11 protein-coding genes are annotated in these 12413 nt (G+C 41.1%); 7 read left to right on the forward strand and 4 right to left on the reverse strand.

Annotated elements, in window-relative coordinates; translation table 11 throughout:
- Positions 1–47: 47 nt before the first annotated feature.
- From P5V12_RS12420 to P5V12_RS12435, 4 genes are all read right to left on the reverse strand, one after another.
- Positions 48–2192 (reverse strand): peptidase domain-containing ABC transporter, encoded by a 2145-nt coding sequence (locus P5V12_RS12420; protein WP_316953411.1) that lies wholly within the window; start codon positions 2190–2192, stop codon positions 48–50.
- On the reverse strand, positions 2189–3448 hold the full coding sequence (locus P5V12_RS12425) for an HlyD family secretion protein (protein ID WP_316953412.1): 1260 nt from the start codon (positions 3446–3448) through the stop codon (positions 2189–2191). Before P5V12_RS12425 ends, P5V12_RS12420 begins: the two co-directional genes overlap by 4 nt.
- A gap of 237 nt (positions 3449–3685) precedes the next feature.
- Positions 3686–3817: a hypothetical protein gene (locus P5V12_RS12430; RefSeq protein WP_316953413.1), complete on the reverse strand. Its 132-nt coding sequence runs from the start codon at positions 3815–3817 to the stop codon at positions 3686–3688.
- Between the two features lie 913 nt (positions 3818–4730).
- A complete protein-coding gene (locus tag P5V12_RS12435; protein WP_316953414.1) occupies positions 4731–4877 on the reverse strand; it encodes a hypothetical protein in 147 nt (48 codons plus the stop codon).
- A 903-nt stretch (positions 4878–5780) separates the two neighbouring features.
- Here P5V12_RS12435 and P5V12_RS12440 point away from each other — a divergent pair.
- From P5V12_RS12440 to P5V12_RS12470, 7 genes are all read left to right on the forward strand, one after another.
- Entirely contained in the window at positions 5781–7550 is a 1770-nt protein-coding gene (locus tag P5V12_RS12440) for an AAA family ATPase (RefSeq protein ID WP_316953415.1), read from the forward strand.
- A gap of 64 nt (positions 7551–7614) precedes the next feature.
- Complete coding sequence (locus tag P5V12_RS12445; RefSeq protein ID WP_316953416.1) at positions 7615–8952, forward strand: DUF2130 domain-containing protein; 1338 nt, start codon at positions 7615–7617, stop codon at positions 8950–8952.
- Between the two features lie 142 nt (positions 8953–9094).
- A complete protein-coding gene (locus P5V12_RS12450) occupies positions 9095–9418 on the forward strand; it encodes a hypothetical protein (protein ID WP_316953417.1) in 324 nt (107 codons plus the stop codon).
- 58 nt (positions 9419–9476) lie between these two features.
- Positions 9477–10853: a hypothetical protein gene (locus P5V12_RS12455; protein ID WP_316953418.1), complete on the forward strand. Its 1377-nt coding sequence runs from the start codon at positions 9477–9479 to the stop codon at positions 10851–10853.
- 59 nt (positions 10854–10912) lie between these two features.
- Positions 10913–11128, forward strand: coding sequence for a hypothetical protein (locus tag P5V12_RS12460; protein ID WP_316953419.1), 216 nt, complete (start codon positions 10913–10915; stop codon positions 11126–11128).
- Positions 11129–11169: 41 nt separating this feature from the next.
- Positions 11170–11547, forward strand: a complete 378-nt coding sequence (locus P5V12_RS12465; RefSeq protein ID WP_316953420.1) for a hypothetical protein — start codon at positions 11170–11172, stop codon at positions 11545–11547.
- 197 nt (positions 11548–11744) lie between these two features.
- Positions 11745–12143, forward strand: coding sequence for a RidA family protein (locus P5V12_RS12470; protein ID WP_316953421.1), 399 nt, complete (start codon positions 11745–11747; stop codon positions 12141–12143).
- The last annotated feature ends 270 nt before the right edge of the window (positions 12144–12413 follow it).

Consider the following 12413-nt stretch of genomic DNA (forward strand, 5'->3'; position numbering starts at 1 on the left):
ATCCAACAATGTTATTGTCAGACAATTTGTGGTCAGACAATGAATACTTACTCCGCAGCCAAAGCAATTTCACGGCCAGCGGAATTCACCGTTTCCATTCTGTGCGCCACCATGACGCGGGTAATATTCAAGTTTTTAATATTGTTGTTTATCGCAATTTCGTTATTCACATCCAGGTGACTGGTAGCTTCATCCATAAACAAAATGCGCGGTGTGCGGTACAGTGCCCGCGCTAAAATTACTCGCTGTTTCTGGCCACCACTTAAACTGCTGCCCATATCCCCCACCAGTGTGTTGTACTGCATGGTCATGTGCATAATCTCGTTATGAATACAGGCCATGTCGGCGAATTCCATCACCTTATTCATATCCGCACTGGCGGAAAAACAGGAGATATTGTCGGCAATACTGCCCGAGAGTAAATCATCATCCTGCATCACACTGGCAATTTGACTGCGATAACGACGGGATTTGGTAACGTCAATATCATCAATTAACACGGTGCCGCTGGTGGGTTGCAACAAGCCCATCATAATTTTCAGCAAGGTAGTTTTACCGCAACCACTTGGGCCGGTAATCACCACCGACTCACCTTTCTCAATCACAAAATTCAGATTTTCAAATAAAAATGGTGACGACTCACTGTAGCGAAAACTTAAATTCTTCACTTCAATACTCCCCTCCAGGGCAGTACTGACCTTGGCTACCAAATCATCGTTCTGGTCGAGCGACAGTTCCTTATCCAAATAACTGTCCACATCTTCCGCTTGGGTAAAGGTAATATCCGACAGCCGATCCAAATGCAGCCCCAGCATTTTGAGTTCAATCCACTTGGTAATTAAATTATCGGCTGAGGCAATAAAGTGGGTCTTGTAAGCGACAAAGGCAAAAAGCATCCCCACCGAAATACTGTTTTCCATTACCGCTATCGCGGCAAAATAAACAATCAGAATATTTTCCAGGCCAAACAACACCCCATTGATGGTGTTATAACCAATGGTCCACTGGGAGATACGAATGTTTTTATTAATCGAATCCGCTAAGCGGTTTTGCCATTCATTTTGCCGGAGGTTTTCCCCCTGGAATAATTTAATGGTTTGAATCGCCCGCACCGATTCCATAAAATGGCTGCTTTCTTTTGCTTCACTGACCAGAAATTCTTCAGAAAGCAAACGAAACGGTCGATACAACCCCCAGCGAATTGCGCCGTACACGCACACAATAATCAGCACAATACCGGTGAGTTTGACGCTGTAAAAAAACATGGCCGACAAGGTAATAATCACCATAAAGCCATCCACCATGGCCGAAATCAAACTGGTGGTTAACAAATCCCGAATACTGGCCAGCGAACTAAAGCGGGAAACCACATCGCCCATATGGCGGCGGGAAAAATAATCCAATGGCAAACGAATAAGGTGGCGAAACAGGTTAGACGACATCTGCATCGATAATCGAGTGGAAAGCTTTAAAATAATCACTTCCCGCAGGGTGGAGGTGGCCACCTGTATCATCAACAGTAAAAAGAAACCAAAAGCCAGCACCAATAACAAATTGGTGTCCTTACGAAACACAATATCGTCAATCGCCGTTTGCATATAAAACGGCGTAATAATGGCAAACAATTGCAATAGCAGAGACAACACAAACAATTGCAACAGGCTGCGCTTAAGTCCAACAATGCGCGTCCAGAAGTGAGATATTTTTAATTCGGTTTTATCCTTCTTTTTTTCAAAGGCATCTGTAGGCGAAAGCTCCAATGCAATGCCGGTAAAACTCTGCGAAAACTGTTCCTTAGTTAATACTCGCTCACCGGAAGCCGGGTCATTAATCACCACCGAATTCTTTTTCACCTTGGTCAGCACCACAAAATGGTTCATATCCCAATGTAAAATACTCGGCAATTGCAAGTGCTGTATTTCTTCCACTTCCAGCCTTAACAACCGGGAAGACAATTGCAAACGCCCGGCCATGGAAATAATCTGGCGCATACTGGTGCCGTGGCTCGACACCGAAAACCGTCGGCGCAAGGCAATCATATCCACATCGTAACCGTGATAGCCGGCCACCATCGCCAGGCAAGCCAACCCACACTCGGTGCATTCCGCCTGCAATACCGTGGGCACACGTTTACTCAGTTTAAAATTCAGCAAACTTTCCGGTTGTCGAATTAAAGAGGTGGAAAAACTCATCGCAACCGCCCCTTTAAGCTATACACCGGTGCCAGCAGCCATTCCATTACCGAGCGCTGGTCTAATGTAATATCCGCACTTAATGTCATACCCGGTTTTAACGGAATTTGTCGGCCATACGCTTCCACATAGGTTTTATCCATACTGGCCGTTACCCGGTACACCGGTTCATTCACGGTAATGGGCGCGTTTAATACTTCGCTCGGTAACAAAGTCGCTTTCGACAGTTGGGTAATTTTTCCCGTAGACATACCAAATTTTTGATACGGAAACGCATCATAGCGAACCGATAAATCCTGCCCTTCGCTGACAAAACCCGATGAACGAATAGGCACCAGCAAATGAATTAATAAACGGTTACTTTCCGGTGCAAGGCTAAGTAACGGTGCCGATTGGTTAGCAACCACTTGCTGACCTTGCTTCACCTGTAAATTACTAATGGTGCCCGCTTTCGAGGCTTTAATTAAATAGGTTTTCTGACTGCGCAACTGGGAAATCTGCTGGTCGTTATAACTTAGCGCCTTTTTGTAATTGCCGATTTCATTCTGTTTATCTTCCGACAATAACGCCCGCTCAGACTTAAGTTGCTCAATTTGATTGGTTAAGGTTACCCGCTGAATTAAATTCGATTGTAAATCATTTTCCAGGGTTAACTTTTTGGACACTAGATTGTCCACATCCAACACCGACACATACCCTTCCGCCTTCAGCGCTTCATAACGCTCCAGCTGCGAAGTGGTAATTGAAAAAATCTGGTTCTGTGTTTTATTCTGTTTTTCCAGCAAACTCAGGCTTAATTCCAGCGAGGCAATTTGCTTATCCAGGTTGGTGCGTTTTTGCTGGTATATACGGCTGGAACTGCTGAGCTGATCATCCAAAATCACACCTTGTGCGCGATATTCAGACAGTAACTTGTCTTCCAGCAAATCACCATTGGCCATGGTTTTAATACTGCTGACCAGCAGCAAAGGCTGGCCTTCGGTAACCTTATCGCCCTCGGCAATAAGAATGGAGGTAATCACACCAGAATTTTTGGCATACACGCGGACAATACCGTCAGGCGTTTCCACCCAGCCCTGAACCGTTTCCCGCAAGGCAAAGCGGCTATTAAACGCCCAGAAAAGAATAAGAAGAACCCAAATAACCAAAAAGCCTATCACCAGGCTATGGGAAAAACTGGGTTTGACGAGGACATCACCATGCAAACGCTCATAAGCGTTATCAATAGCTTGCTGACGGAAAAGACCTTCTTCCATAGCTCAAACAGCCCGCATTGAAATAAATAATTGACCGAAGGAAGTGATCACACAATCACCCCGATACTATTAACGAATAGTAATTGAATTACTCCCCTGCTCCTTCAGAAAAATTCCCTTAGTAATTTATTGTAAAAAATTGCATAAAAAATGAGTTGGAGCAGCGGCCTAGGAAAACTGCCCCAACATTGAAAATACCAGCGTACTTTAATTCCGCTCTATATTTTCAATATGGCATTAGCCTTCGGTAGTACCACCACCTGAACCGCCACCGGTGCTGCCGCCACCGCCGCCACTTTCGTAACCGGTGTTCCAGTAGCCCCAACCACCAGTAATTTCTTCTGCTTGATCGAAATCTAATTCTTTCATTCGTTACACTCCATCAAAAATGATTTGATAAATTATTTGCCTAACCGCGTTAGGCGAATCGACACTACGAAAATTAATTTTTAGTGTCAACAAATCCAAAAGTCGCAACAAACTCACAAATTGGAAATTTTTTTAACTAAGCGGTTTCCAAAAAACACCTATTTTTTTTCGAAAAACAGGTAGAAATTGAAAAAATCAACCCCCTATACAAACGATTACAAACGCCACAAATGGCAATAAAAAAAAATACGCTTATTTTAAATAATTATTTCAATTCACTCTTTCGCGAAAAAATTGCGTTTTTTTTTTCAAATATTCGTCCACCAAATTACAAATTTATGCGCCAATCCGACACAGCACCGCGTTAACACAACCCAACCCGGCACAAAGGTAAAAACAGATACCTAATCGTCGTAAAAAACCAACCACCCTAAAAAGAAATCAAGGCGACAAAAAACAAAATTAAACGAAAAACACAGCAAAAAAGAGCAAAAAACAATCAGAAAAAAGTAAATTAGACCTTAGTGGTAACGCCCTTGGAAAAACAAATAATGTTTAAAAAACAGGCCGGCCAATAGCCAAAAGGCGTATAAAAAAACAGCGTTCTTTCAAATAAAAAACAAAAACACATTAACAAATACTGCTACTAATACAGCAAAAACACACTCTACGTATCCACCAAACAAAGCGTAAAACGACTCACACACGTTCGATACACAAATAGGAAAAACCCACCAGAGAGCAGTTTTTATACAGCGTAACCACGGTCGCTTTTTTCTCACCAAAAAAATCAAAAAAACAAAACTAAAACGAACAAAAAAACTGTTTTGTAAGAGAGCAGCCACCTAGGAAAGCTGCTCAAATACAACACCGAGTTTATTGCAAGCAAAAAACCCAGTATTTAAGTGCGAGACTAACCTTCATGGTCTTCGTAATTGCCGCCGGTATATCCACCACCAGTAGAACCGCCACCGGTTTCACTCCCCTCTTCACCGCCATAAGGTGAATAACCAAAACCGCCAGTAATTTCTTCTGTCTTTTCGAAATCTAATTCTTTCATTCGTACACTCCGTTAATTAATTTGAAAAACTGTTTTTACCTAAACACCACAGGCGAGCGGACACTACGAAAATTAAATTTTTATGTCAAAAACAAAATAGAACGCCAACTAAAAAGAAAAATTAAAAAATGGAATTCATAAAAACTTCTACAAAAACTGAATATCGCTCGAAAAACAACTTCAAAATCTAAAAATCAACCCCTTGTACAAATAATTACAAATGAGAAAAAATGAAATTAGCAACAAAGCGCTTATTTTAAATCAGTATTTCAATTCGCTATCCCGCAAAAAAACAGCTTATTTTTTTGCGGATATTCCCCCACCCCATACAAAACTTATGTGCCAATCCGACAAAAACAGAACGTTAACAAGAACCCATAGAATACAAAAACACTAAAACTCGATACAGAAAGGCGAGCAAAAACAAACTCAACGTTACAACTTCGCGCGCCACAATAAATTCTTATACGAAATAAAAAGCAGAATAAAAACAAACCAAAGTAGATATACAGACGGATATTTAAAGCGCCAATATCGACAAATCCCAATACTTTTTAACTAAAAGCGCACCGGGATAATGCGAAAAATGTACAAAAAGATATTAAAAATTTCCCTCTAATACATATTCATACTTTAATTTATACGTCAGTTTATTCGATACAGTGCCAATATTTGCTTTTATTAATATGGCGCTATTTACAACTGGGAAAGGTGGCGTATTTTTTAATTATAAAGAAATTTCAAGCGTTAACTGGAATACAACTTTAAAGATAGAAAACAAAATATTGCAGTAATTACCAGAGGCACTTACGTTAGACTATTAACAACTTAAAAGTGAAATCCAAAGGAAGGAGGAATAGATGAGTTGCAAAAAAAATCCGATCTTGGTCTTAAAGGCAAACTATGAAAATAGAAAAAATATGGATAAAAAATTGGCGATCAGTAAAAGAAGAGATGCTACAAGCACAAGATTTAATGGTAATTATTGGCCAGAATAATCACGGGAAATCAAATATACTATCCTCTATCTTATTTTTCTTTGGAGAAATAAAACATCAAGACTTAGACTTCTTTCACGGATCGACAGAGTTATTTGTTGAACTAACGTTTGGAGATATTGATGAAACTGACAAAACGACGTTTAAAAAATATCTAACATCTGAAGAAAAAGTTATTGTTAGGAAATCTGCTTTTTTAGGTGGTAGCTTTGAATATCGTGGTTATATTGAAAATCCAACTGAAGAATGGTTGCAAGAAGTAAATGCATCAGCCTATACAAAACGAGAACTTGCGAGTAGCTTACCGCTCTATCCATTTATTCCAGATTCAGGCCGTATAACAAAACAAAATATCATAGATGCTCAAAACTCATATATTGAGGAAAATTTTAACGAAATTGAGTTTAAGTTTGAATTAGAAAGCACCAATTTCCTTGGATTAAAAACGGTTGCAAAAGGAATATTTGGTGAAGTTTTCTTTATTCCCGCAGTTAAAGAGGCATCCGATGACTTTACCTCAAAGGAATCTAGTATTTTTGGGAAGATGTACGCTGATGTTGTCTCCTTAATGTCAGAAAGTAATGACGAATGGAAAGATACCAAAACAAAGCTTGGAAAGTTGTTCTCCATGCTAAATAAAAAAGACGACGAAGGAAATGATAATATCGAGCGCCCACAACAACTAATTGATTTTGAGAAGGAATTAGCTGATGAGTTAGTGTCTTGGGGTGCAAAAGTAGATATCGAAGTTAGTGCTCCTGACATTGAAAGCGTGTTTAAAGCCAATACCCAAGTCTGGGTCGATGATGGCGTTAGAACAGACATAAAACGTAAAGGCCATGGACTACAAAGGGCGCTAACTGTTGCGTTGATACAGGTGGTAGCTAAGAGGGCTATTGCTTCTGCTGGAAACGAAGATGATGAAAATCAGAGCAATAGAAAATCATCGAATTCTAGATATTTCATATTTGAGGAACCAGAACTGTATTTGCACCCTCAAGCACAAAGGTCATTATTTGATTCATTCGTGGGTTTATCTGAGTCTGGAAGTCAGGTTGTTTTATGTACCCATTCTAGTGGCCTTATTGATGTTGAAAGATATAAATCTATATATATAGCAACTAAAGAGAATGAAGATGCTGGGACTAAAGTCAAGCAATGCACAGATGAATTATTTATAGGCGATTCTAAGAAGGACTTTAATCTATCATACTGGATAAATCCTGATAGAGGTGAGCTTTTTTTTGCCAGTAAGGTGATTCTGTTGGAGGGAGCCACAGAGAAAACTGTTATTCCTCTCCTGGCAAAAAAGTTGGGTGTTTTCAACTACGAACACACCCTTATTGATTGTGGTTCAAAAGACAACATTCCATTATACATTGCATTAATGAATAAGTTTTCTATTCCGTATATTGCAGTTTATGATAAAGACCACCAAGCTCACAAAAATGCTGATGCAATCGTGTGCGCAGACAAATCAACTGAGAAAATTGAAAATGAGATCCGTGATGATATAGGCGCTTCCATTGTTCTAGAAAATGATATTGAGGAAGAGCTTAGCCTGCCAAATGGAGGTTCTAGTAAGCCATATGTAGCACTAAATCATATTACTTCAAGCGATTTTGTTCTGCGACCTGAAATGATAGAAAAAATTACGCGTATATATAATACGTAGACTTCATCAGAACAAGATTAGGGCTACACCCTAAAACATGATTTTCTATTGAAGGAAAAGAATAATGAATGAAATAATTTGCCCACATTGTAAAAAAGCATTCAAAGTTGACGAAGCTGGGTACGCGGATATTTTAAAACAGGTTCGCGACAGTGAATTTGATCAACAGCTGCATGAGCGTCTTGAGCTTGCTGAAAAGGATAAACTGAAGGAAGTAGAACTTGCCAAGAGTAATGTCAGAAATGATATGCAGGAAGCTGCTGCAACCAAGGATGCTGAAATTAAGGAACTGAAAGCAAAGTTGGATGCTGGCGAGGTTTCACGACAACTAGCCGTAGCGGAAGCGCTTAAAGCCGTTGAGAAAGAGCGTGATATACTTGCCAATGAGCTCAAGAACACAAAAAAAGATCATCAAGCTGTTTTGGCTCTAGCTGAGGAAAAACTTAACTCTAAAGATGTAGAGCAAAAACTAGCCATTAAAGAGGCGATAACTAAAGTTGAAATAGAGCGAGACGAATTAAAAAATACTATTAAACAGGCGGAGTTAGAAAAACAGCTTGCTGAAAATGCCCTTAGAGATAAGTACGAAACACAAATAAAAGATCGTGATGATGCAATTGAGCGTCTCCGTGATATGAAGGCTCGCCTATCTACCAAAATGGTTGGTGAAACCCTAGAACAGCATTGTGAAACAGAGTTTAACCGAATTCGTGCAACCGCTTTCCCCAATGCATATTTCGAAAAAGACAATGACGCACAAACTGGTAGCAAGGGCGACTACATATTTCGCGACTTAGATGATACCGATACAGAAATTGTATCAATAATGTTTGAAATGAAGAATCAGAGTGACGAAACAGCCACCAAGAAGAAAAACGAGGATTTCCTGAAACAGCTTGATAAGGATCGTACTGACAAAAATTGTGAATACGCGGTTCTCGTATCTCTTCTTGAACCGGATAGCGACCTTTATAACTCGGGTATTGTTGATGTCTCTCACCGCCACCAAAAGACATATATCATACGACCACAATTCTTTATTCCAATGATTACTTTACTCAGAAACGCTTCGCAGAATTCTCTAAAATACAAAAAAGAACTTGCAATAGTTAAAGCTCAAAACATCGACATTACAAATTTCGAAAACGAATTAGATACCTTTAAGTCGGGTTTTGCTCGAAATTACGAACTAGCATCCAAGAAATTTAAAACAGCTATACAGGAAATTGATAAAACTATCGATCATCTTCAAAAGACTAAGGATGCTCTGCTTGGATCTGAAAACAATCTCCGCCTAGCCAACAACAAAGCTGATGACTTAACACTCAAGAAATTAACTAAAAATAACCCCACGATGGCCGAAAAATTTGCTGAACTTGAGAACGATGAGACATCTAATTAATAATAAATTGTAATCTGTCGCCATTTATAGAAAGAACGTTCGTTTTCGAAAAATATCTACGTTAACTACTAGCCGTTAACAGACTAAAGTAGTAGAAAAAATAACTAGAGACTTCGTTTATTTAGTTTTGGGGGGAGCAAATATGCAAGGCAACGAATTCTACATCTTCCTACTTCTAGCATCTGTTTACGGGTTATTTATTTTGCTAAAAGATAAAAAGAACCCACCCACGGAAACCTTTACCTGTGCACGCTGCAATAAGCAGGAGAAGTATTCCCCCCGCACCATTAATGCCTGGCGCAGGGGCTATGACCGACTCTATTGTTATACCTGCCATAGTCAATGGTTAAAAGACCACCCTTTCAGGCAAACCGCCGCCGATACTCGCGGTGGGTGCCTGAGTGTTTTTATTATTGTTGTACTTGTTCCACCAACTATCTATAGCGTTGCCAAGTTATTTTTTTAATTCGCACAAATCAAGAATCCATTTCATCACAACTTACGCCATAAAAAAGGGTGAAGATATGACGACTAACCTGGAATTAAACAATCGAAAATTAGTGGATGGGAATACCCGTCTGTTCTCACTGAGTTTTACGTTGTTTGCTGTAATTCTTTCCTTCCTTCCCATTCAGTCCAGCGCGAATACGGAAGCGGGGTTCTTTAATATCGGCCATATGACCAATACAACCAATGCGGTGAATTACGCCGTAAAAAATGGTGCTAATGGTGTTGAGGTGGATTTGCGCTTTGATAAAAACGGTGTGCCGGATCGATTCCGGCATGGCGCGCCCTGTGATTGTAGTTGTGGCGTTTTAGGTGTGTGTACGGTGCTGTCGAATGAAGGTGGCTGTCTGGCCGGGGAATCGGCCAAGCGACTGTTGAACCATATTGCTAGTAAACAACAATTGGCGTTGGTTGTTATCGATAGCAAGGTCTCTAAATCCGATAATTTAAATACCTATGGCACTAACGTGGTTAAAACTCTGGACGCTGAGCTGTTTGATAAGGGCTTTACCGGCAATGTGATTGTTGGTGTGGCCAAGCCAGACACATTGGGGTATTTACAAGCGGCTGCACTACAGGCTCAAAAGTCTTCTTATGCTGCGAGGTATTACTTCAGTATTGACCAGGGTGGCGACGATACAGTTGGCATTATAGAAAAGTTAATTTCATTGGAGCCGGCCACGAGTAATCGGGTTTACGGCACGGGCATTTCTGCCTGTGCGGCAGGCCAATATTACGAAGCCATTACCTTGGGTAACGCCAACCAGCGCCAGGGCGTGGTCGGTAGTGTGTATATCTGGACGATTGATAAAGCGGGCTCAATGAAAAAGTACATTCGAAGTGGCGCCTTGGGCATTATGACCAACCACCCTGGCCGGCTGGATGACATTCTGAAAAAACAGAAGATTAAAAAAGCAGCCCCTGGGAGTTTAATCCCCTCTTCCACCAGTACCGATATTGTTAGAGGTATTAAGCAGTGTGACTGCGACTATCACCCTGGCGGCTGCACGATTAGTAAACCCGCCCCTGCCGGGTATGCCTGTGATTGCAGTTATAAAGGCGCATGGACATGTGGAGGCAGTACGGTGACTTGCCTGGACGATCAATCGCCCTTCTGTAAAGAACCCGACAAATCGATTGATTCCTGCGTACAAGGTGGCGGTGACTGCCAAGGCTATAAAAATGTGACATGCGATTGTGATTACCACAAAGGCGGCTGCACCATTAGCAAAGCCGCCGTACCCAATACCGCGTGCAAATGCAGCTACAAAGGGTTTTGGACTTGCGGCGGTAAGATAGACAAGTGTAAGGATTTCTCATCGCCCTATTGCCTGTCACCGGATAAATCCAAGCAATCTTGCTTACAGGGCCAGGGAGACTGTGGGGGGTATTAAGTGAGCGTGTATTATTACACCAAGCCAGTTCCTTTACCCTTTGTTGCCAGGATGACCCAATGCTAGAACTATCTGACGCAGTAATACCACTTCTTGTTCACGCTTTGAGGGATGCTGTTCGTTACAACGAACAACTTTTACAAAGTGAAACTCTTAGAAACCGAGATGAGTACGAAGAATACTTGGTTGAAGTTAGCCAGCTTTATGCGGAAGTGAAAACTCTGTACAAAAAATTTGAAGCGGATGTCGGTAATTTTATTGAAGACATTTGGTAATTGAGTAAAAGATTCTGAAAAGTAAAACTGGGGAGAATTTTATGGAGTATGCATTTTGGTCAGAAAGATTGGAAAAGATGCATGAACAATCTTTCAACTACTGGAAGATGATAATGGGTATACCACTATTAACTCTTGGTTGGAGTTATGCCAACCAGGAGCCTTTCTCAAATATTGAGGTATGTGTGTACTCTCTTCTTATCGGTGGGTTCCTTTATTTTTTAACGCAGGGGATTCAAAAATTTTACCTTGTATTTCGGGGAATACACGAGGAGTTGAAGTTAGCATTAGCAGATAAATATGGCCCTTATTCAGACGGCATTAAATCTTTCAGCGTACTTGGAGACGCCCAACTATGGTCGGTGGCCGTGATTATCTGGGCGCTCTGCACGTTATTAATTCTATCGAACAAGGTATAAAATGTATTTTCGCTTAACCTGAGCGATTTAATATTTCAGTTTTTTGACACACCCTATCCCACACATTTTTTCACTGTCATTTTTTCACTGTCACTTTTTACAGCTTACTCACACTGCCCAATCGGAGGAACATGCGCGCCACAATCAAGCGAATGTTTTGATGTCATTAATTTGAATTGGAAAAGTAGGTAAGCACTATGTTCGACAAGGTGAACCCACCCACCCGCCACAATCCCAGTGGCTATACTCACGGTGTTATTGTCCCTAACGGAAAAAGAATGATGTTTATTTCCGGGCAACTTTCTGGAAATATTGAAGGTGTATTGGAAAGCGATGACTTGGTAACACAATTTGGTCAATGTTTGGATAATGTGCTTAAGGTGGTTGAAGCCGCAGGCGGCACCGCGGACAGCATCGCCAAGCTCAAGGTGTTTATTACCGATTTCCCAACTTACCACGCTAAGAAAACCGAAATTGCGGTGTTGTGGAGCGCACGTTTTGGTGCGGAATACCCGGCGATGACAATTATTGATGTGAAGGAATTGTTTGACCCGCGCGGCAAGGTTGAAATGGAAGCGATTGCTTACGTGGATTAATGCTCTGCCTAGCCCTCACTGCCCGATTGAACTGGTGTTAATTTTTTAATTGGGCAGTGCGCACTGTTATAGGGCAAACTCAAACACGCTTTCTCTGCTTTTGAACCTGCCCCCGTTGTCTATTTGGTTGCACTGTCACGATTCAGCTCACGGAATCGCCCTTTGTTACGCCGTTTTCGTTATCCCATGCTATCTTTTAAGGTAGCCGGTTTGTATCCAACCGAGCGATATATAGCCTCTGCACAGCTTGTTTTACCTAGCTGCCTATGT

The sequence above is a fragment of the Teredinibacter sp. KSP-S5-2 genome (genome assembly GCF_032773895.1).
In the GTDB taxonomy this organism is placed as follows: Bacteria; Pseudomonadota; Gammaproteobacteria; order Pseudomonadales; family Cellvibrionaceae.

Bases quoted from the DNA above. Each gene is read 5' to 3' on its own strand.
- P5V12_RS12420 (WP_316953411.1), bottom strand. From the start codon at position 2,192: ATGAGTTTTTCCACCTCTTTAATTCGACAACCGGAAAGTTTGCTGAAT.
- P5V12_RS12425 (WP_316953412.1), bottom strand. From the start codon at position 3,448: ATGGAAGAAGGTCTTTTCCGTCAGCAAGCTATTGATAACGCTTATGAG.
- P5V12_RS12430 (WP_316953413.1), bottom strand. From the start codon at position 3,817: ATGAAAGAATTAGATTTCGATCAAGCAGAAGAAATTACTGGTGGTTGG.
- P5V12_RS12435 (WP_316953414.1), bottom strand. From the start codon at position 4,877: ATGAAAGAATTAGATTTCGAAAAGACAGAAGAAATTACTGGCGGTTTT.
- P5V12_RS12440 (WP_316953415.1), top strand. From the start codon at position 5,781: ATGAAAATAGAAAAAATATGGATAAAAAATTGGCGATCAGTAAAAGAA.
- P5V12_RS12445 (WP_316953416.1), top strand. From the start codon at position 7,615: ATGAATGAAATAATTTGCCCACATTGTAAAAAAGCATTCAAAGTTGAC.
- P5V12_RS12450 (WP_316953417.1), top strand. From the start codon at position 9,095: ATGCAAGGCAACGAATTCTACATCTTCCTACTTCTAGCATCTGTTTAC.
- P5V12_RS12455 (WP_316953418.1), top strand. From the start codon at position 9,477: ATGACGACTAACCTGGAATTAAACAATCGAAAATTAGTGGATGGGAAT.
- P5V12_RS12460 (WP_316953419.1), top strand. From the start codon at position 10,913: ATGCTAGAACTATCTGACGCAGTAATACCACTTCTTGTTCACGCTTTG.
- P5V12_RS12465 (WP_316953420.1), top strand. From the start codon at position 11,170: ATGGAGTATGCATTTTGGTCAGAAAGATTGGAAAAGATGCATGAACAA.
- P5V12_RS12470 (WP_316953421.1), top strand. From the start codon at position 11,745: ATGTTCGACAAGGTGAACCCACCCACCCGCCACAATCCCAGTGGCTAT.